We start from the raw sequence: 21196 nt of genomic DNA on the forward strand, positions 1-21196 counted from the left end.
ATTTTATGAACCAAACCATCAGAAAGTGGTTTTTTGTTGCGTTTATGTCTGTTGCATTAACAGGTTTTTCGCAACAAAATCCGCCCGTGTCTAACTATGATTACAAGCAAGCTTTTTCACCGTTGTTTTATACCAAGAATGGTACTGAAACCCGCTCTGCAAGTGGTCAGCCTGGCGCAAAATACTGGCAGAATAGGGCAGATTATCAATTGACAGCTCAACTCAATGAACTTACTAATGAGATTATTGGAACTGAAGTTTTAACTTATACCAACAACAGCCCGGATGATCTTTCATTTTTGTGGTTGAATTTAGAGCAAAATGCCTTTAAAAAAGATTCTCGTGGTGCAGCTGTTATTGGCCCTGGTGGAAGTCGAGGAGGCACCAAAGGAGAAACCTTTGAAGGCGGTTTTAAAATTGCTTCTGTTGCATTGTTGGAGACGGTTGGTGCCAAAACTATTGAAAAACAATTAAAGTATACCATCACAGATACGCGTATGCAAATTCAGTTGCCACAGGAGCTCAAAGCCAATGGCGCTAAAGCCAAAGTCAAAATATCTTTTTCATACATTTCACCTAAATATGGTTCAGACAGAACCGGAGTATTGGATACCAAAAACGGAAAAATCTTTACGATCGCTCAGTGGTATCCGCGCATGAGTGTTTATGACGACATCAGAGGCTGGAACACCAATCCGTATATTGGGGCAGAGTTTTATTTAGAATACGGTGATTTTGATGTGGCTATTACTGCGCCTTCAAGTCATATTGTGGTTTGTTCGGGTGAATTGCAAAATCCAGCAGAAGTTTACACTACTGAACAACAAAAACGTTGGGCCGAAGCCAAAAATAGCGAAAAAACAGTGGCCATTAGAACTGCTGATGAAGTAACTAATCCAGCTTCGCGTCCACAAGGAAAAGCTACTTTGACTTGGAAATTTAAAATCAAAAATGCTCGCGATGTGTCATGGGCATCATCATCGTCTTTTATTATAGATGCTGCGCGCATCAATTTGCCAAGCGGAAAAAAATCACTAGCCATCAGTGCTTATCCGGTTGAAAGCTCTGGTGATAAAGCCTGGGGCAGATCAACCGAATATACCAAAGCTTGTATCGAAAACTATTCAAAAAGATGGTATGAATATCCATATCCGGCAGCCACCAATGTGGCAGGTAATGAAGGCGGAATGGAATATCCGGGCATCGTTTTTTGTGAATGGACATCAAAAGGAGCAGGTTTGTGGGGCGTTACTGATCACGAATTCGGACACACTTGGTTTCCGATGATTGTGGGTTCAAACGAACGTGTTTTTGCTTGGATGGATGAAGGTTTTAATACTTTTATCAATTCACTTAGTGGACGTGATTTTAACGCAGGCGAATATAAAGAACCTGACCAAAATATGAATCAAGCCGGAGTTTTCTTGACCAATCCTGAATTAGAGCCTGTAATGGTAACACCAGATGCGATGAAAGAAGACAACATAGGATTGCTTTGCTACATGAAACCCGGTGAAGGGCTTACTTTATTGCGTGAGCAAATTTTGGGCGAAGAGCGTTTTGACAATGCATTTAGAACCTATATCAATCGCTGGGCATTCAAACACCCAACTCCAGATGACTTTTTTAGAACTATTGAAAACGTTGCCGGTGAAGATTTAAATTGGTTCTGGCGCGGCTGGTATCTCAACAATTGGCGATTAGATCAAGGCATCAGCAAAGTAAAATACATCAAAAATGACCCAACCAAAGGCATCTTAGTAACGATTGAAAATCTAGAAAAAATGCCGATGCCTGTTGCGGTTCAGTTCAAAACCAAATCCGGAAAAACTTTTACCCAAAATTTGCCTGTTGAAATTTGGATGCGCAACACTTCTTGGACATTTAAAGCGAATGTAAATGAGGAACTCGAAAGCGTTCGTTTAGATCCAAATCAAAAACTTCCAGATTTTAACCCAAGCAATAATACATGGACATCTGGTAAAGATAAACTCGAAGAAGATGTTATTCTTGATCCGTATTTAGGAACTTTTTCAAGCAAAAATTTTCCGATCAAAGTTATTTTTGAAGAAGAAGACGGAATCTTAAAAGCTACTGCGGTGGGACAAGGAACTTTGCCTTTGGTTCCGGACGGTAAAGATAGATTCAAGCATGAAAGTTATGGAATCGTGATTCAATTTAATGAGACCAAAACCGAAGCCAAACTCATTCAAGGCGGTGAAATTATTCTGACCAGAGAAAAATAATCCAAACAAAAACTCCAACTAATTCGGTTGGAGTTTTTTTATTTATTGCGGTTTCTTTTTCAGAATTAAAGCACTAATGAGTGATATTATAATGCCCAACGGAAATATTTCAGCATAAGTAAATAAGATAACCCAAATCGGGTTTTTATACATTTCTTGCATGGTTTTGATTTGGTCCACTTGAGCCGTGAGTTCAGCAGCAGTAATGTGCGGATCATTTTCTATTTTTTGAATGGCAGCTGCACTGTATTTTTCCATAAAGTTCGGAAAGAAACAATAATATTCAATCAGCCAGCTCACTACATAAAAAGTCGAAGCAATAAGTGAAATCAACAAACCAATTTTAAAAGCACTGCCAAAGTTGACAAATCCGCCATTTTGTTTGTTGCGGTAATTTCGGATACCGATAAATACAAAGCTAAAGGCAATCAGCATTCCGGTGTAGCCAATAACCATGCTCGATTCCATGTTTGGGTCGCATTTGAAGACGATTGTTGAGATCATCATCATGATTGATACGATGATTCCGCCGATGATTCCATTAGTAAGAATTAATTTTTTCATACTTATTTGTGTTTAAATTAGGTTGCGAAGTTGTTTTAATTATTTGAAAAGCGCTTCATCCTTTTGGGTGATTTTTGATTTTTCACCCGAAAGTATTATTCTAAAATATGAAATGATTTCGCTTTGTCAACGGCCTGAGTTCGGCGCTTAACATCTAATTTCTGATACAAATTGGCAATATGCGTTTTGATGGTATTGCGCGATACAAAAAGCGATTGCGCAATTTCGTCGTTGCTTTTTCCGGTGGCCAACAAGTTTAAAACCTCAAGCTCGCGTTTGCTGATTTGTAGTTCATCAACTTTTGCCCAATCAATAGTTTCAATTTTGTTAGACTTGACAACGACTTCTTTTTCAATCAAAATGGTTTTAGGACGGGAGAGTTGCTTGGCCAACCAAATACCCAGAAAAGTAAAGATCAATGCAACCAACCCAAAAAAAACATCGTATTGTTGGGTAAAAATCAAATAACGTATTTCAAACCAGCGCAAAATAAAAAAAAGCACTGCTATCGAAATCCCGAAGCCAATGCTCTCTTTGTATTTTTTTAAGCCCGCTGTCATCAAACGGAATTATTCCACATTAAAATGAATAGGGTAGTTGTATAAACAGCGCACCGGCTGACCGTTTTTGACTGCCGGCTGCCAAGTTTTACCAAACAGTTTGAGTACGCGTACCGCTTCGGATTTCATGGTTTCAATCTGATCGGCTTCTTCAATTTTTTCGTCTTGAGTGGCGATTTTTACTTTATCGGTCACGATATAATCTTTTACATTGATATGAAATGCTTTGATATCAGACATGCTGCCGTTTTTATCAATAATAAAACTAGTAAAAATGGTGATTTTTTTATTTTTTATGGCCGGAGGAAATTTAAAATTATCACTGATAAACATTGATAAAGTGTAATTTCCATCTTTTACCTGAGGTTTTAAATCGACCTCTGTTGAACGATATATTTTCTCGGTTTCAGCTGGTGTTGACGCATCAGTTGAAGCAACTTGAGCTGTAGCCTGAACCGCAAAAGCCAGACACAGGAAGAGTAATTTTTTCATGTTTTGTTTTGTAAGCGAATCAAAAATAAATAATTAAAACTTAATAGGCGTTTTTTTTTGAAAAATCAACCAAAAAAGAAACCCTGTTTCAAATGAAGCAGGGTTTTTATTTGATTAGCATTTTTGATTATTTCACCAATTCAGCTTGATTTCTAAACACTAGTTTTCCGTCAAAAGCATCAATGAGCACAATACTGTCGGCACTTATTTTTCCGGCGAGAATTTCTTTAGATAATTCATTGAGTACTTCTCTTTGGATCACGCGTTTTACCGGACGAGCCCCAAATTGGGCATCAAATCCTTTTTCGGATAGATATGCAATGGCTTCAGGTGTTGCATCAAGTGTAATACCTTGTTGGGCGAGCATTTTGGTGACGCTTTTAAGCTGAAGCCCGACGATTTGTGCAATGTTCTCACTGGTGAGCGGCGTAAACATTACAATCTCATCAATTCTATTGATAAACTCCGGGCGAACCGTTTGTTTGAGCAAGCCCAATACTTCGATTTTGGCCGCTTCGGTGGCCGCTTCAATTCCGCCTTTGAGGTTCTCGAATTTTTCTTGAATAATCTGGCTTCCCATGTTTGAAGTCATGATGATGATGGTGTTTTTGAAATCGGCTAAACGTCCTTTGTTGTCGGTCAATCGGCCTTCATCTAATACTTGTAAAAGAATATTAAACGTGTCCGGATGCGCTTTTTCAATCTCATCGAGCAAAATCACTGAATAAGGTTTTCTGCGCACCGCTTCAGTGAGTTGACCGCCTTCGTCATAACCTACATAACCCGGGGGCGCGCCCACCAATCGGCTCACGCTGTGACGTTCTTGATATTCGCTCATATCAATGCGCGTCATGGCATTTTCATCGTCAAATAAATACTCAGCAAGCGCTTTGGCCAACTCGGTTTTTCCGACACCAGTGGTTCCTAAAAACAAGAAACTTCCGATGGGTTTTTTCATGTCTTGCAAACCGGCTCTGCTGCGACGAACCGCATCACTCACGGCCATAATTGCTTCTTCTTGCCCCACGACGCGTCTGTGCAATTCAGCTTCGAGTTTGAGTAATTTTTCGCGCTCACCTTGCAGCATTTTTGTTACCGGAATTCCGGTCCATTTGGCCACCACTTCGGCAATATCTTCTCGGGTTACTTCTTCTTTTATCAACGAACTTCCGGCTTGATACTCGGCGAGTTGTTTTTGTAAACCATCTAATCGCTCTTGAGCTTCTTTGATTTTGCCGTAACGAATTTCAGCTACTTTGCCGTAATCGCCTTCTTTTTCGGCACGTTCGGCCTCGAATCTAAAATCTTCAATTTCTTGTTTGACCAATTGAATGTTGTCAACAATATCTTTTTCAGATTTCCATTGGGCAAAAATCTCATTGCGGTTTTCTTTAAGGTTGGCCAATTCTAAACCCAATGATTTGAGTTTGCTCTCGTCTTTCTCGCGTTTGATGGCTTCAATCTCAATTTCGAGCTGCATGATTTTGCGATCGAGCACATCGAGTTCTTCAGGTTTTGAATTGATTTCCATACGCAGTTTTGAGGCTGCTTCATCCATCAAATCAATGGCTTTATCGGGCAAGAATCGGTTGGTGATATAGCGCTGCGAAAGTTCAACAGCGGCTATAATCGCCTCGTCTTTGATTTGTACTTTGTGGTGCGTTTCGTATTTTTCTTTGATGCCGCGCAAAATAGATATGGCGCTCTCGGTGTCGGGTTCATCCACCATGACTTTCTGAAAACGACGCTCCAGTGCTTTGTCTTTTTCAAAATATTTTTGATACTCATCAAGCGTGGTGGCGCCAATGGCTCTGAGTTCGCCACGGGCCAATGCCGGTTTGAGAATGTTGGCCGCATCCATCGCGCCCTCGCCACCGCCGGCACCCACAAGCGTGTGAATTTCATCAATAAACAAAACAATATCGCCTTCGGCAGAAGTAACTTCTTTGACCACTGATTTTAAGCGTTCTTCAAACTCACCTTTGTATTTGGCTCCGGCAATGAGCGCACCCATATCGAGTGAAAAAACAATTTTGTCTTTGAGATTTTCGGGCACATCACCATCGACGATTCTATGTGCCAAACCTTCGGCAATGGCAGTTTTACCTACGCCGGGTTCACCCACAAGCATCGGATTGTTTTTGGTTCTGCGCGTTAAGATTTGCAATACGCGGCGAATTTCTTCATCGCGGCCAATGACCGGATCAAGCTTGCCGGTTTGGGCGAGTTCATTGAGATTTTTTGCGTATTTGTTGAGCGAATTATACGTTTCTTCAGCCGAAGCAGAGGTTACGCGTTCGCCTTTGCGCAATTCGTCTACCGCTGCGGTAAGCGCTTTTTCGGTGACGCCTTGGTCTTTTAAAATTTGAGCGACTTTGCTTTTTGAACCCAACAGTGCTATGATTAAATGTTCAATGGCAATGTATTCGTCGTTGCGTTTGCGCGCTATGATTTCGGCTTCGTTGAGCGTAGCGGCTGTGGTGCGTGAGAACATGACTTCAGTGCCCGAAACTTTGGCAAAACTTTGCAAAGTGCTCTCGAGAATTTGCTGAAACAAGCCCAGATTTACATTGAGTTTTTTGAGCAAAAACGGAGCTACGTTTTCATCGGTTTCTAAAATGGCTTTAAATAAATGTTCGTTCTCAATTTGAGCGTGTCCATAACTTTGAGCGAGCAGTTGTGCTTGTTGCAAGGCTTCTTGCGATTTAATAGTTAATTTGTTTGTATTCATATTATTTTGGGGTTTGTGTGTTGATTTAAATTATTTTTGTGCTGCTTGTCAATTGTTATTCCAAGGCTATGAAGCAGACAAAGTGTCGGTTAGCGCGCTTGGTTTACAGACATTTTGACTTTAAATGAGACATTATGGGTCTATTTTCTTTTTTATCCGGATCAAATTCAAACGATGATGCGCCGCAGTTTGCTTGGAAGTCACTCGAAGATATAGCCACGCTTGAAGCCATTATTGAAGCTTCATCAAACAAGCCGGCCGTGATTTTTAAACACAGCACGCGTTGCGGTATCAGTAAAATGGCGCTCAAACAATTTGAAAAAGAATATCCGAAAAATCATGAGGATGATTTGTATTTATTGGATTTATTAGAGCATAGAGAGATTTCTAATGCTATAGCTGAAAAGTTCAACGTGGTGCATCAGTCACCGCAAGTGTTGGTGGTGCGCAACGGGCATTCAGTGTATGATGCTTCGCACAGCCTCATTGATGCAGCCACTACTCAGCGCATACTGCATACGCGTTAGGGATAGAGGCCAGCACCGCGTGCAGCCGAAAGCCCGGCCGTTGCGGAGTGAAAAAGAATAGTTTAACTGACTGTTGTAGCGATGAGCCAACGTTGAGCAAGCCAATGTGAAAGGCAACGCCCCAAAAATAAAAAAGCCACTAAAGATCAAATTTAGTGGCTTTGTGATTTAATGACTAGAGGTTGGCTCTATATTGATTGCGCCTCTGATACAGGTGAGCAATGGTGTCGTTGACATCTCTGAGCAAAGGCGTGAGGGTAACGATTTTTCCGTGTAAGTCACGTGTGAACTGCTTCTGACAAGTTTTGCAATGGTACTCTTCAAAATGCAAGGTGATTTTTCTGAGTAATTTGAGTCGGTGGCCAAACCAGCTGCAGTAAAGACTGGTGTCGCTCCTAGGGTTTTGGTGATCAGGGTGCATAGTATCAGTGTTTAAAAATGGGTTAAGTTTTTAAAATAGCTATAGTAGTCGTGGGGCAACACGAATCTGAAACAATATAAAGAAACAATACCCTAACTGATTTTCAACGATTTGTGTGTTAAAGTTTGTCAAGCCTTGTGAATGCTCATTTGGCGAATAAAAAAAAACGCCTACTCAATTGAGTAAGCGCTTCTAACTGGAAAAGTAAGATGAATTATGGGTTGATTTTGTGTTGTTTGATGATGCTTTTGAGTTTGGCTTTTAAATCTTCGCCGCAATCAAATACCATTTGCTCGTTGCTTGGGAACGGTACTTCTCGGCGGTCAAAATTCGGTAGATAATCTTGGTCACAAGCGCGTTTATCGCCTTTGTAGCGCGCATAAATGTGTTGAAACACAAACTCGCTGGCCAGCGGATAGGTTTGCAACAACTGCTTGCTTTTTAAATCGGTATAATCAATTTTGGCGGTGACTTGTACCGATTTGGTTTGCGTTGATTCATATATATAAGCGCGAATGTTTTTCATGTTGTCTACATAAATCGGGCGGCCGAGGCTGTCTTTAACTTCACGTCCGCGGTTGTCAAGTAACTTTTTAACGCCGTCTTTGATTTGTTTTTCTTTGATGATTTCTTTCTCGGCAATGCGCTCGGGCGAAATGTTGATTTGTCTAAAATCAATAGAAACGCCATAACTGTAATCAACGCCTTTTTGTTTGTTGCTGTGAAAAGTGGTCCATTTGTCGTTTAGGCCTAAAGTGCTAAAATCAAGCAAATCGTCTTGCAACCTTTTCGGAATCACCATTTGGGTTTGATTGGCTGTGCTGACCACTACAAAGTCAGTGCCTTTGAATTGCGCATCTTTGATGAGTTTATTCACATCTTTATAGCCCGGATTGATCTGATTCAAATAAACCAAATCATCAAAAGCGCGGCGGCAAGCCATTTTATCGCCGTTCATGAGCGCAGCCACCGAAGTCAAATACAAATGTTTTGACAAAGCATTTTTACTGCTCGTGATTTGCTCGGTATAATCTTCAAGCGCAAATTGTGCGTCGCGGTTTTCTTTGAGTACGCGCAGCGGCAACAACGGACGAATCAATTCTTGTCGGTCGTTGAGTTGTCTATACGTATTAAAAATCGACTCTAAATTGGCCGGATTCGCATCTTTAAACCAAACGGCAATATTGCGCTGGTCGCGTTCTTTGGCTTTGGCAAAAGCTTCTTCAAGCAACACCACATAGTCTTGTTTGCCTTTGGCGTTTTTGTTTGAACGCAGTTTGTCCACTGCGGTATAAATGGCATCGTCGTAATTTCCGGAGGCCACGGCTTCGCGGGTTTGCTTGACACCACAGGCGGTCAAAGCTAAGGCTGATATAAATAAAAGGAGTTTTGTTTTCATATTTTTTTTGAAGCTATTTCTTGCTATCCGCTGTAGCTTGTGCACCGAACCCCGGTGCACAAGGCTGCCGCTTCTATCAAGGCTAGGGCATTTGTCAAGTTGATTATTTGCGTACAAATGGCGGCAACAGTTTGCTTGAAACTTCGCCAAAACCAATGCGTACTTCATTGTTTTTGCAATATCCTTTCATGATCACCGTATCATTGTCATTGATGAATTTGCGCTCTGTTCCGTCTTGCATTTTGATCGGGTTTTTACCGTTCCAAGTGAGTTCGAGCATTGAGCCGTAACTGTCGGGTGTTGGCCCAGAAATAGTTCCGGAGCCCATCATATCGCCTGAGTTTACGCGGCAACCGTTTGAGGTATGATGCGCGAGCTGTTGGCTCATAGACCAATACATATATTTAAAGTTTGATTGCGAAACCACCGTGGGTGCAACATTTTCTGGCGCAATCGAAACTTCTAAGTGAATATCATAAGCGTGTTTGCCTTTTTGTTGCAAATAGGGCAGTGGGTTCGGGTCTTGTTTTGGGCCTTTGGTTCTAAAAGGTTCCAAGGCATCCATGGTCACAATCCACGGCGATATTGAGCTGGCAAAGTTCTTGGCCAAAAACGGCCCAAGCGGAACGTATTCCCATTTCTGAATATCGCGGGCGCTCCAATCGTTGAGCAATACCATCCCGAAAATATAATCTTCGGCTTCATGCACCGGAATGTTTTCGCCCATAATGTTGGCATCGGTGGTAATAAAAGCCATTTCTAATTCAAAATCAATCGAGCGCGACGGTCCAAAAACAGGTGTTGTCTCTCCGTTGGGTAAAATTTGTCCCATCGGTCTGTGCACCGGAATGCCCGAAGGCACAATCGTTGAACTTCGGCCGTGATATCCCACCGGAATGTGTAGCCAATTGGGCAACAAAGCATTCGCCGGATCTCTGAACATCATCCCTACATTGGTGGCGTGTTCTTTACTCGAATAAAAATCGGTATAATCGCCAATGAGCACCGGAAGCTGCATCTCTACTTCATCTACCGGGCAAACCACCACTGCTTTGTGCGCAGTGTTTTCGCGCAATTTTGGGTTTTCGGCATCAAAAATTTCAGCAATGCGATCCCGCACCAAGCGCCAGGTTTTTTTTCCGTCAGAGATAAAATCGTTGAGCGTGTCTTGCATGAACATATCATCGGTAAGTTCGATACCTTCAAAATAGCCCAGTTGTTGCAAAGCGCCCAAATCAATGGCGTGATCGCCAATACGCGAACCAATGGTGATTACGTCGTCTTTGGTAATGAATACGCCAAAAGGAATATTTTGAATGGGGAAGTCGGAGTTTTCTGGAACTGAAAGCCAAGATTTTCTCTTCGGATTATTAGCGGTTGTGGGCATGTGCGTGTTGATTTATTGTTGAAAATTCTGCTACCAAATATATTATTATATGTCAATTAAACAAACCGAATTGATTAATTTTGCTCAGCTTTTAACAAATAAATATTATGCAACACGATCAGCAAATTTTCGACCTTATATTAGAAGAACAAGACAGACAAATTCACGGAATTGAACTCATTGCCTCTGAGAACTTTGTGAGTGATCAAGTCATGGAAGCCGCCGGTTCTTGTTTGACCAATAAATATGCAGAAGGCTATCCGGGCAAACGTTATTATGGCGGATGCGAAGTAGTTGATGTGGTAGAACAAATTGCTATTGATCGCGCCAAAGCCTTGTTCGGAGCCGAATATGTCAACGTGCAACCGCATTCAGGTTCGCAAGCCAATACAGCGGTTTATGCCGCTTGTTTGCAACCCGGAGATAAAATTTTAGGTTTTGACCTTTCGCATGGCGGGCATTTAACACATGGTTCACCCGTCAACTTTTCAGGTCGTTTGTACAGTCCGGTATTTTATGGCGTTGAAAAAGAAACCGGTCAGTTCAACTATGATAAAATTCAAGAAATAGCCGAGCGTGAAAAACCAAAGATGATCATAGCCGGAGCTTCGGCTTATACCCGCGATATGGATTTTGCGCGTTTCAGACAAATTGCTGACAGCGTTGGTGCTTTGCTTTTGGCTGATATTTCACATCCGGCCGGTCTGATTGCCAAAGGCTTGATGAACGATCCGATTCCGCATTGCCATATTGTGACAACAACCACACACAAAACCTTGCGCGGACCCCGTGGCGGTATGATTATGATGGGTAAAGATTTTGAAAATCCGTGGGGTTATACCACTCCGAAAGGCGAGATTAAAATGATGTCTAATTTATTAGATATGGCCGTTTTTCCGGGCAATCAAGGCGGACCATTGATGCATATTATTGCTGCTAAAGCGGTGGCCTTTGGCGAGTGTTTGTCTGATGAGTTCTTTAGATATACCATGCAAGTGCAAAAAAATGCCAAAGCCATGGCCGAGGCTTTTGTCAAACGTGGCTATGATTTAATTTCCGGCGGAACGGACAACCACATGATGCTCATTGATTTGCGCAACAAAGGCATTACCGGAAAAGAAGCTGAAAACGCTTTGGTTCGCGCCGAAATTACTGTAAATAAAAATATGGTTCCGTTTGATGATAAATCGCCATTTGTGACTTCAGGCATCAGAGTCGGAACGCCGGCTATTACTACGCGTGGTTTGGTAGAAGCCGATATGGAAACCGTGGTTGATTTGATTGATCGTGTTTTGATGAACATCAACAACGAAGAAATCATCGAGCAAGTAGCCGATGAAGTCAACGAAATGATGAGCGACCGACCGATGTTTGTTTTCTAGCATATCTTTTAAAAATTAAAATAAGGCTGTCTGAAAAGATGGCCTTTTTTGTGTATAATTTTAGCATTTTTCAAATTTAAACGCATATAAATTATTGTACATTTGATGCAAATTATTTCAAAATATGTCCACGTTTAGATTGCAATTGCCAACCGATCCGCGTTGGGTAAATATCGTTGAAGAAAATATTGAAGAGATTCTAACTGATCACGCTTGGTGCGAACAAAAAGCGGCTTCAAATGCGATTACCATTGTAACGATTAACTCAGAATATCAGGATTTAGTAACCGATATGTTGGCTTTGGCTAAAGAAGAAATTGAACATTTTGAGCGAGTACATGACATCATCAAAAAACGCGGACTCAAACTGGGGCGCGAACGCAAAGATGAATATGTGAACGAGCTTGCCCAATATATGCGCAGCAGTAACAACGGAAGCAGAGTTTCAGGTTTTGTTGAACGCATGCTGTTTTCGGCTATGATTGAAGCCAGAAGTTGTGAGCGATTCAAAGTGCTTTCAGAAAACATAAAAGATCCTGAATTGGCTGAGTTTTACAGAGAACTCATGGAAAGTGAAGCTGGGCATTATACCACTTTTATTGGTTATGCACGCAAATACGGACAAGGAATTGACGTTGAAAAACGATGGAGAGAATGGCTTGATTTTGAAGCTAGTGTTATAGCTCGTTACGGGAAGCGTGAGACGGTTCACGGCTAAGTTTTTTAGCCAAACAATTTTTATATGCTCACCACCACACAAGCCACCGTACAAGACATTCCGGTTATTCAGCATCTTGCTTATGAAACATGGCCCAGTACCTATCAAACCATTTTGATGTTGGATCAAGTTCGTTATATGCTTGATTTATTTTATTCAAAAGAAGCACTTCTAAAAAATTTTGAAGAAAATCACGAATTTTTAATCATTCATGACAACCAAAAGCCCATTGGATTTGCAGCTTTTCAGCACAATTATCCTGATGTAGGCCTGATAAAGTTGCATAAATTATATGTTTTGCCATCAGCGCAAGGGTTAGGGGCAGGTCAAAAACTACTTGATGAAGTGACCGAAAAGGCTGCAATAGCTGGTTCAAAAGCCATAATTCTCAATGTCAATAGGTTTAACAAAGCATACGCTTTTTATCGTAAAAATAAATTTAATGTTATTCAAGAAGTTGACCTACCTATCGGTCATGGATATTTGATGCAAGATTACGTTCTTGAAAAAAAAATCTAATTACACAATAATGTGTCCCCAGTTCTCTCCGCGCTCAATGCGTTTTAAATGCGTTTGACTGATGCCGAATTGTTTGGCAATCATTTTTCCGCGGGTTTTTCCTTTAGGGTCTTTAAGCATTTTCTTAATCAACATTACTTTGGTAGCAGTTAATTTAGGCCCATCAGATTTGATTTTTGATTCAATGGTTTTGGTTCTACCTTTAATAACGTGTGGGCTTTTTTTGTAATGCGCCATTTTTTCTTCATAGTTTGCCCAGCGCAAATTTTTTACATTATCGTTATCTCTGACATAATCTAAATGCAAAACGTAGATTTGATCTTCAGATGTTTTTGGAAGAAAATATTTAGCTACTAGTTTGTATACAAAAAAAGACTCTGTTCTGGATTTTGATTTTGATTGGGCTCGTTCTTCAACTGAACGGATTCGCTTTAAAACTCTATATCCATCTGAAGTGGTTCCGTTGATGATTTGGCCATCTTCTATTGAATTAGTATAACTAGCTAATCTGCCTCTGTTTGAAACGCAATAATGCTTTTTGGTGGGTTGATTGAATTCTATTTCTTTGAATTCTTCATCGGGTAATAATCTGAACATCTTTAAGTGTAATTTTAAAACATGGTGGTGGGGTTTTCAATTGAAAGGCTAAGAAAAGCGGTTGAAGTCAATTAGGGCGTGAACTTTGAAAACCTGTTTCGAGTCCAAATGTATAAAAAACCAGCAGAAAACAATACAGTGTTATCTTTTTTTAAAGAAATGTTTATCAATCAACAATAAGAATATCATATTTTTCCAGTAATCCTTTAGCTTCCGGAAGGCTAAATTGAGCTCCTTTGAGTTTAGTTTTCTCAGGATTTATGCTATAATTGCGACTGGTTCTGAAGTCAGCTTGCTCCAGTTTTGCTTTTTCAAATTCGGCTTTATACAAATCACAATCATCAAAAAGTGTCTTAGACAAATCTGTTTGCATAAAGTCAACCGAAATTAAACTGCACTTTTCAAAAACAGTATCTCTGAGTTTCAAAGCGTAAAATTTTGAGAAGTCTAATCGGCAATAAAAAAAACGAATCTCAAAAATAAGCTTGTCGCTCATGGCAAAATTTACATCAATCATTGAACATTCAGTAAACTCAACAGTTCGCCAGGCGGTATGGTTGATTTTGGCTTGATCAAAGTGGCAATTTTGAAAAACACAATCAACAAACGTTACTCCGATAAAATTCACCCGAGAAAAATGACAATTTTTAAAGATGCATTTTTCAAATTCTTTGAGCTTAAGCCAATCATCTTCAAAGGTTTGGTTGGTAAATTCTATTTGAAAAAGGTATGTTGTCATGATTTTGTTGTAGGAGTGAAAGATAGGGAGAAGTTGGGAGTTTTGGAAACCCCAAAACGAGACGCGAATTGAAACTCGATTTCGAAATAACTTCCTGAAAAACTAATCAATATTTTTCTCCGTTTTATCAAAACAAACTGAAATGCTAAAAAGTATTTCTGTTGCAATTCTGAAATGGAAAAACAATTTGCAACAACTTTGTGTCATTTTTTTTAAAAATTTTATTTTGACACAAAAGTTGTGTCATTTTTTATTTTTCGAAAAAAATGACACATTTTAACAAATCAAAAAAAAAGGTTTGAATTCCAATCGTTGCGTTCAAATTATTTTTAAAAAACTAAAAAGTTACGCTAAGGAAAAACGAAACTTAAAAATAAAGGGGCATACAACAACACTTGCTAAGCACCATGGCTTGATTTTGTTGGCTTTATGTTTGGTTTCTACGAAAAAAATATTATTGCCGAGCATACGCTGCTCGCTTTTACGTAGACCGTATAGGAAGTGTTTTGAATAATCTTGATAGTTTGTTTAAAGAATTGTGCTTCGCAAATTCTATGGTCTTTCTATGGTTTATAATTTTAATTGAGTGTTGTACTTTTAAAGAATTATGCTTCGCAAATTCTTTGGGTTTGGGTGATTTGTGGTTGGGGATGTTTTTTTTGAATTACTGGATTGTGCTGCGCACATCCAGCAAAGCTCCGCTTTGAAAATACGCTAAAAACAAAAAAACGCTCAAGTGAACTTGGCGTTTTTTTGATGTTTAGAGTATTTATTCGTGACCTCGACTGGATTCAAACCAGTAACCTTCTGAGCCGTAATCAGATGCGCTATTCAGTTGCGCCACGAGGCCGATTTTGTGGGTGCAAATATAGGTATTAATAACTATTATGCAAATCAATTTTTAAAAAAAATCAATACTTTTTATCTCAATAAACTTAAGCGTCTAAAGCTCGGCTAGTTACATAATATCGCCAAGCTATGATGGCCAACTGCCATTTTTTTGCTTTGCTCATATCGAGTTGTTTTTTGGTAAAACTCGGAAGCAAAAGTTTGTTTAAACGCGCTAATAACTTGTACATGATTTTTTTTCAAAGATAAAAAAGACTGCTCAAAGGCAGTCTTTTCAGTTTATTTTTTCTTTTTGCTTTCGGCTCTGAGTTTTTCTAGCTCGGCTCTGGATTTTTCCATTTCTAGTCTGGCTTGCTTGATTTCTTCGCGCGCAGCTTCGAGTTCTTTTTTGGCTGCGGCTAAATCTTGCTCAGATGCTTCACGATTATCTAGTGATTTTCTGATTTCAACTCTGGAGCGTTTCATGGCATCGCGCGCTTGTCTCATCGCATCACGAGTTATTTTATTGATGTCTTTTGTATCAATATCAACGCGAATATCACCCACATCAGAAAGCGATTTAATGATGATCGGATCTAATTCGGCAATAATTTTTTCCGGATCAACATCAATCGTTTCGCCATTGACAATCACACGCATGCCTGCTTTGTCATTTTTGTCGCCTTTGATGATGATTTTCTTACTGATTCTAGCTGGCGGAGCAGGAGCATGGGGCGCATCGGCCGGCTCAGGAATTTCTGCAGCTTCAGGAGCCTCTGGTGCTTCGGGTGTCTCTGGTGCTTCAATTTCTACCACCACATCATTGTTGTCTTGTTCGTCAGATTGGTCATTATAGTGATATACATAAGCATAACGAGATTCTTTTTCAACTTTACCGTTGCCCATAGTAAAACCACCTTTTTCATTTTGATAAATATGAATCGGTTCAATAGCCTCATCGCTGTTGTATTGCGAAGTTCCTTTTGAGCCTTTACCATCGTTGTATTCAACTTTGATGCAGGTAATTTCACCCGAAGCATTGCGTTTTACCTTTGAAAATTTAAGTTTAACGTTGTGCTCTTTTTTGAGTCTTTCGGCTTCTTTTTTGAGTTGCTCATCAGTGGTGTTTTTGTCAATAACCACTGATACTTTGGGCTCGCCGTGGTGGGTTGTGGTTTGTTTTTCTTGTGCAATAATCTTGGTTTGAAAATACAGCAAGAATGCCAACAAGGCCGGAATAACTACGAAATACTTCCAAGCATTTCTCTTTTTTGATTGATTTGTGTTCAACATAACGATTCGTTTTTTGATTAATGATTGATAAAAAGGGTTCGTGATGGCCACACAGTTTTGATGCGTCGTCACTTTTAATAAGGTAAATTGATATGATTTTTTGGCCTCAGAAGTTTGCGCTATTGATTTAAGCGCCTCGCTATCGGCAATGAATTCCAGGTTTTGCATCATCGATTTTTTGTACAGCCAAATCAGCGGATGATACCAAAAAGCAATACAAAATAGGCGCGCTAAAAGCACATCGAGCGAATGCTTTTCACGGCAATGTACGCGTTCGTGTGCCAATATATGCTGCAATTCAGCCGAGTCAAAAAGCGATGCATTAAAAACAATGTAATTAAAGTATGAAAAAGGCGCCACCGACTCAGAAACTTCCACATATTTAAAGCCTTCTTCCCGGTGAATGATTTTTCCGCTGAGCAATCCGCGCAATTGTTTTAGATCAAACAGCAATCTAAACAACAAAATCAAAATGCCTAATCCATACAAGCTGGCAGCAACGATCCATCCGTTGATTTCAAAAGCAGGTTCTTGCGCTACTTTTAAAGTTTCATAAACCATAGGCTCGGTGAGCGTTTTGACTTCAGTAACCAAGGGCTCAACCACGGTTTTGGGTTCAATCCAAATGGTTTTGGTAAAAGTAATCAGTGGTAAAACAGCCGAGGTAACCAAGCCTAAAAGCAAAAACCAACGATTGCTTCTAAAAAAAGTTTCTTGTCGCAAAAACAACACATAAGCGCCATAAAATAAAGCAATCAGCGCGCTTGATTTGAGCAAGTAAATAGCGAGCGTTTCCATAACTAGGCTTGGTTATCGTTTTTTTCAATCATTTTTAAAATCTCGCGCAATTCATCGGCTGAAATCTTTTCTTCTTGCGCAAAATGCGATACCATACTTTTGTAAGAGCTATTAAAAAAAGCATCAATGGCATTGGTCATAAACTTTTTGCGGTAGTCATCTTTACTCACAATCGGGTAGTACTGATGCGTGTTTCCAAAAGCATTATGCGCTACAAAACCTTTGTCTTCTAAGTTTCTGATAATCGTTGAAAGCGTGTTGTAATGCGGCTGTTCATCGGTAATTTCAGCCATTACTTCTTTTACGAATGCCTTCTCTAATTTCCAGAGAATGTGCATGATTTCTTCTTCTTTGTTGGTCAATTTTTGCATCTCTAAACGCTATAAACTTTTTAAACTTATTTCTTGGGCGTTGCATTCTGCCGGGCTTTCGGCACTCGCTGCGCCTTGCAGACGCGAGCTCAAACAAAGCCTCAATCCCTAACGCGGTCTGAAGCTGTACAACGCGATTCAAACGTACAACTATAAATTTAGTTACACAACTAAAAAAATAGTTATTTAACTAAAATTTAAGTAAATGATAGAAGTTTATTAAAGTTTAGAAGGTTTAAGAAGTTTAGCTTCTTGGGTGATTTAAAGTTCAGATTTGCTTTTTAAGTAAAGTGTGGTCAGTGTTCGTGCCCAATAGCGTGGAACCTCAAATTCGGTTTGCAAATAGGCAACTACATCATTTGATTTCTTTTCAGCCGCCTTGAATTTGTCTAGTATTTGTAACCAGTCGGCAATGGGTTTGCCTGTTTTTTCAATAACTTGCTCGTCTGAAACATCCCAATATTCTTTTTTCATAGCGCGGTTCGTTCTATTTTTGCCTTTAAATATAATCAATTCATGTCTGCTGCTTATCACCGAAATAATTTTCACAAACATACCTACTGCGTTTTTGAGCAGGTTAGGGCAGAAGCCATTCATGAACTAAAATTATCTTATCAAAGCGCTTCGGGCAGTTGTTATTATTTTACGGAGCAAGGTGTTTACCGAGTTTCAAATCATTGGGGTCGCGCTGCCAACTGCAAATGGCGTTTGCAATCTGACGGAGCCATTACAGAACATAGAACCAAAATTGGCTTTGCTTGTTGGGATTGGTTTTACCGCGATAATGATTTTGAAAAATTGTATTTTATTTCTTTTGATGCCGCCAGCGGCCAAGTGCATTATGCGCACAAAGACAGCCCGAAATTTCAGTCGCATTTTGTTTTGCGAACCGCTGCACAAACAACCCAAATCATCAAAAGTATTCGGCAACTGCTCACCACCGATGCTTGGGCCAAACATTTGAATCACCAAAATATAGATGATTTACGAACCCAAATTATGGAGCAACTCATTACCACCGAATTATCTCTGACTGAAATTAAAAGAAAGTTTCTATAGGCTTTTGGCGCGTTCTAATGCCATTTGTTTTTGCAACCAAACACAACATAAAACTCCGGTAATGCCGAGGCATCCCATGAGCCACCAATTGGTAGTATATCCAAAATGACTAATGGTTTCCATGCCGGTTTTTGAACTCATGATATGCGCCAGGCTAAAACTCATGGTATAAAAAGCCATGTATCGGCCTTCGTGTCCTTTGGGTGCTCTGCTGAGTGCAAATGAATTCGAAAACGGAAAAATAAACATTTCGCCAAAAGTCATAAACAAAATACTAATAATCAGTACGCCGGCCCATGCGTTGTACAACAAAACAAAAAAGCTGCACGCCATCATGATCGAGCCCCACAAAATAATTTGCAATTTGTCAATTTGTTTGCGCTCAAATAAGGTTACCGTGGGCATTTCAAGCAAGAAAATAATCAAACCGTTGAGCGTCATCAGCAATCCGGTTTGCAACTCTGTCAATCCGTATTGTTCGTGATGATAAAGCGGAAGCGTGGTAAACAGTTGAAAGAAAATCATAGCTGTTACAAAACAAACAAAGATAAATACCCAAAAAATATGATCTTTGAATACAGAACTCGGCAAATTTTCAGGATGGTTGGCTGCATTTAAATCTTCAGGTTTCTTTTTCTCTTTAACCAACAAAGCAAAAGCGGTAATGGCTGCAATACAAGTTGCTCCATCGGCCCAAAACAAACCTTTGTATCCAATGTTCATAATGATGAGTCCACCCAAAGCCGGTCCCACTGAAAAACCTAAATTCACTGCCAATCGAACCAAAGTTAATGCTCGGGTTCTATTCTCTGGTTTGGCATAAGCGCCCAACGAAACAAACATAGCCGGTCGGAACATATCAGCAATCACCATAATCAAAAACATGCCAATGCACAGACCGTAAAAAGAAGTGATCATTTGCAAAATAAAAAAAGCACAACCGCTGGTAAATAAGCTGAAAATCATGATTTTATAAAAGCCTATTTTATCTGATAGTTTTCCGCCGAGCCACGAGCCCAACATAGAGCCCAGTCCAAAACAAACCATTACCCAACCCACTTGAGCATAAGAGAATTGTAAATCTTCTTTAAGGTATTTGGATAAAAAAGGCAAAACCATGGTTCCGGCGCGGTTGATAAAGGTAATGATGGCCAAAATCCATACCTCGCGTCTAAAACCTTTGAAGTTGTCTAAATACTTCTGAAATGCCCTGAAAATCATAATCGGAAAGTTGGCGCAAAGGTAAAACTTTGATGCAGTTGGTAGACGCGCTGAGTTTATTTTTAGCTTATTTTTGTGAAAATTTATTTCATGAAAAAACTCATTGTTTTTATTGGCCTTTTGCATTTTTGTGCGCTTTCAGCTCAAAACTGGACGGCTGATGATGCCAAGGCTTTTCAACTCAACCTCAATGCTGAGTTTGCCGATGCTAAGCAAAGTCCGCTTGAAAAATCTGATTTAAAAAAATTCTCCGGGCTTGATTTTTATCCGGTTTCAGCCAAATATGCGGTCAAAGCGCGCTTTGTTCGCACTGATAACCAAAAGCCGTTTGGCATGAAAACGTCTACGGCGCGTTTGCCCATGTATGTTAAATATGGCGTATTATATTTTGAATTAGACGGAAAAAAGTGCCAACTCAATCTGTATCAAAACCAAGAACTCATCAAAAAACCGGGTTATGAAGACCATTTGTTTTTGCCGTTTTCAGATCTAACTAGCGGCAAGCAAACCTATATTGGCGGGCGTTATATCGACATGAAAAAGCCCAAAACCAATGAAGTTCTGATTGATTTCAATACCGCTTACAACCCATATTGCGCTTATAATCATCAGTATTCATGTCCGATTGTTCCGCTTGAGAATGATTTGCCGGTGGCTATTGAAGCCGGTGTTAAAAAGTTTCACTACTGATGCGTTATTTCAATTTGCATACCCATCGATTTTCAGGTCAAGAAGAAATCCTTGAATTGGTGAATCAATATCCGTTAGAATTTGACGATGCTATTCCGTGGTATTCCATCGGAATTCATCCTTGGAAAATCAAAGCTGAAACACTTGTATCAGAATTGCAAATTATTTCCGAAAAACTACTCATGCCCAATTGTTTAGCGCTTGGAGAATGTGGTTTGGACAAACGTATTGAAACATCGCTCAATGAGCAAATCAGCGTTTTTGAAGCTCAATTGCTTTTGGCTGAAAAATTCCGAAAACCCGTGATTTTACATTGTGTGGCGGCTTATCAAGAATTGATTGAAATCAAGAACAGAATGAACCTTACCGTTCCGATGATTGTGCACGGGTTTTCAAAAAATGCATCCACGGCACAACAACTTTTAAAAAACGGATTTTATCTTTCGTTCGGAAAATATTTACTCAGAAACCCTGAACTGGGCGAAGTTTTTAAAAATATACCCGATGATCGTTTTTTTCTCGAGACCGATACCATTGAAGAAAACTTAACCGACGTATATTTGCGCGCTGCTCAGAGTAAATCGTATAGGCAAGAGCAAATCGAGCAAATTGTTGCCGAGAATTTTCAAAAAGTATTTATACAAACAACCTAAA

22 protein-coding genes and 1 tRNA gene are annotated in these 21196 nt (G+C 39.9%); 8 read left to right on the forward strand and 15 right to left on the reverse strand.

The window, feature by feature from the left end; genetic code table 11:
- Positions 1-5 precede the first annotated feature (5 nt).
- Positions 6-2246, forward strand: a complete 2241-nt coding sequence (locus KIH23_RS05045) for a M1 family metallopeptidase (protein ID WP_213211622.1) — start codon at positions 6-8, stop codon at positions 2244-2246.
- Positions 2247-2288: 42 nt separating this feature from the next.
- Here the strand turns inward: KIH23_RS05045 and KIH23_RS05050 are convergent, their stop codons facing one another.
- The 4 genes from KIH23_RS05050 to clpB all read right to left on the reverse strand — a co-directional run bounded on the left by KIH23_RS05050 (position 2289) and on the right by clpB (position 6593).
- Entirely contained in the window at positions 2289-2810 is a 522-nt protein-coding gene (locus tag KIH23_RS05050) for a DUF4199 domain-containing protein (RefSeq protein WP_213211624.1), read from the reverse strand.
- A gap of 95 nt (positions 2811-2905) precedes the next feature.
- Positions 2906-3370 (reverse strand): response regulator transcription factor, encoded by a 465-nt coding sequence (locus tag KIH23_RS05055; protein ID WP_213211625.1) that lies wholly within the window; start codon positions 3368-3370, stop codon positions 2906-2908.
- Between the two features lie 9 nt (positions 3371-3379).
- Positions 3380-3862, reverse strand: a complete 483-nt coding sequence (locus tag KIH23_RS05060; protein ID WP_213211628.1) for a hypothetical protein — start codon at positions 3860-3862, stop codon at positions 3380-3382.
- A 127-nt stretch (positions 3863-3989) separates the two neighbouring features.
- Complete coding sequence (clpB, locus tag KIH23_RS05065; protein WP_213211630.1) at positions 3990-6593, reverse strand: ATP-dependent chaperone ClpB; 2604 nt, start codon at positions 6591-6593, stop codon at positions 3990-3992.
- Between the two features lie 134 nt (positions 6594-6727).
- Between clpB and ytxJ the strand changes: the two genes are divergently transcribed.
- Positions 6728-7120, forward strand: coding sequence for a bacillithiol system redox-active protein YtxJ (gene ytxJ, locus KIH23_RS05070; protein ID WP_213211632.1), 393 nt, complete (start codon positions 6728-6730; stop codon positions 7118-7120).
- 175 nt (positions 7121-7295) lie between these two features.
- Here ytxJ and KIH23_RS05075 read toward each other — a convergent pair whose 3' ends face one another.
- From KIH23_RS05075 to fahA, 3 genes are all read right to left on the reverse strand, one after another.
- On the reverse strand, positions 7296-7541 hold the full coding sequence (locus tag KIH23_RS05075; RefSeq protein ID WP_213211634.1) for a hypothetical protein: 246 nt from the start codon (positions 7539-7541) through the stop codon (positions 7296-7298).
- Positions 7542-7755: 214 nt separating this feature from the next.
- Positions 7756-8940, reverse strand: a complete 1185-nt coding sequence (locus KIH23_RS05080) for a hypothetical protein (protein WP_213211635.1) — start codon at positions 8938-8940, stop codon at positions 7756-7758.
- A gap of 103 nt (positions 8941-9043) precedes the next feature.
- Positions 9044-10327, reverse strand: coding sequence for a fumarylacetoacetase (fahA, locus tag KIH23_RS05085; RefSeq protein ID WP_213211636.1), 1284 nt, complete (start codon positions 10325-10327; stop codon positions 9044-9046).
- Between the two features lie 107 nt (positions 10328-10434).
- On the opposite strand from fahA, the gene glyA reads away from it, so the two are divergent.
- The 3 genes from glyA to KIH23_RS05100 all read left to right on the forward strand — a co-directional run bounded on the left by glyA (position 10435) and on the right by KIH23_RS05100 (position 12946).
- The gene (gene glyA, locus KIH23_RS05090) at positions 10435-11709 is read left to right on the forward strand and encodes a serine hydroxymethyltransferase (protein WP_213211638.1); all 1275 of its coding nucleotides are present in this window, start codon (positions 10435-10437) and stop codon (positions 11707-11709) included.
- A 124-nt stretch (positions 11710-11833) separates the two neighbouring features.
- Complete coding sequence (locus KIH23_RS05095) at positions 11834-12427, forward strand: tRNA-(ms[2]io[6]A)-hydroxylase (RefSeq protein ID WP_213211640.1); 594 nt, start codon at positions 11834-11836, stop codon at positions 12425-12427.
- 24 nt (positions 12428-12451) lie between these two features.
- Positions 12452-12946 carry a GNAT family N-acetyltransferase gene (locus KIH23_RS05100; protein WP_213211648.1) on the forward strand — a complete coding sequence of 165 codons (495 nt, stop codon included), beginning with the start codon at positions 12452-12454 and terminating at the stop codon, positions 12944-12946.
- On the opposite strand, the gene KIH23_RS05105 is transcribed toward KIH23_RS05100, so the two are convergent.
- From KIH23_RS05105 to KIH23_RS05135, 7 genes are all read right to left on the reverse strand, one after another.
- The gene (locus KIH23_RS05105; RefSeq protein WP_213211650.1) at positions 12947-13543 is read right to left on the reverse strand and encodes an NUMOD4 domain-containing protein; all 597 of its coding nucleotides are present in this window, start codon (positions 13541-13543) and stop codon (positions 12947-12949) included.
- A 166-nt stretch (positions 13544-13709) separates the two neighbouring features.
- Positions 13710-14282, reverse strand: coding sequence for a pentapeptide repeat-containing protein (locus KIH23_RS05110; RefSeq protein ID WP_213211652.1), 573 nt, complete (start codon positions 14280-14282; stop codon positions 13710-13712).
- A 776-nt stretch (positions 14283-15058) separates the two neighbouring features.
- Positions 15059-15132 (reverse strand) — tRNA-Arg (locus KIH23_RS05115).
- An 85-nt stretch (positions 15133-15217) separates the two neighbouring features.
- On the reverse strand, positions 15218-15361 hold the full coding sequence (locus KIH23_RS05120) for an SsrA-binding protein (RefSeq protein WP_213211654.1): 144 nt from the start codon (positions 15359-15361) through the stop codon (positions 15218-15220).
- 49 nt (positions 15362-15410) lie between these two features.
- Positions 15411-17201 carry a M56 family metallopeptidase gene (locus KIH23_RS05125; protein ID WP_213211655.1) on the reverse strand — a complete coding sequence of 597 codons (1791 nt, stop codon included), beginning with the start codon at positions 17199-17201 and terminating at the stop codon, positions 15411-15413.
- A gap of 2 nt (positions 17202-17203) precedes the next feature.
- On the reverse strand, positions 17204-17572 hold the full coding sequence (locus tag KIH23_RS05130) for a BlaI/MecI/CopY family transcriptional regulator (protein ID WP_213211657.1): 369 nt from the start codon (positions 17570-17572) through the stop codon (positions 17204-17206).
- A gap of 261 nt (positions 17573-17833) precedes the next feature.
- Positions 17834-18046, reverse strand: a complete 213-nt coding sequence (locus KIH23_RS05135; RefSeq protein WP_213211659.1) for a DUF4287 domain-containing protein — start codon at positions 18044-18046, stop codon at positions 17834-17836.
- A gap of 42 nt (positions 18047-18088) precedes the next feature.
- Between KIH23_RS05135 and KIH23_RS05140 the strand changes: the two genes are divergently transcribed.
- Complete coding sequence (locus KIH23_RS05140; RefSeq protein ID WP_213211660.1) at positions 18089-18631, forward strand: hypothetical protein; 543 nt, start codon at positions 18089-18091, stop codon at positions 18629-18631.
- On the opposite strand, the gene KIH23_RS05145 is transcribed toward KIH23_RS05140, so the two are convergent.
- Complete coding sequence (locus tag KIH23_RS05145) at positions 18626-19852, reverse strand: MDR family MFS transporter (protein WP_213211662.1); 1227 nt, start codon at positions 19850-19852, stop codon at positions 18626-18628. The two genes, KIH23_RS05140 and KIH23_RS05145, sit on opposite strands and share 6 nt — an antisense overlap.
- Positions 19853-19942: 90 nt before the next feature.
- Here KIH23_RS05145 and KIH23_RS05150 point away from each other — a divergent pair, with 90 nt between their 5' ends.
- Positions 19943-20542, forward strand: a complete 600-nt coding sequence (locus KIH23_RS05150) for a DUF1684 domain-containing protein (protein ID WP_213211664.1) — start codon at positions 19943-19945, stop codon at positions 20540-20542.
- On the forward strand, positions 20542-21195 hold the full coding sequence (locus tag KIH23_RS05155) for a TatD family hydrolase (protein WP_213211666.1): 654 nt from the start codon (positions 20542-20544) through the stop codon (positions 21193-21195). The genes KIH23_RS05150 and KIH23_RS05155 overlap by 1 nt, the downstream gene beginning before the upstream one ends.
- Position 21196: the final 1 nt, after the last annotated feature.

Origin of the sequence: Flavobacterium sp. CYK-55 (assembly GCF_018413465.1) — a bacterium.
Classification (GTDB): domain Bacteria; phylum Bacteroidota; class Bacteroidia; order Flavobacteriales; family Flavobacteriaceae; genus Flavobacterium.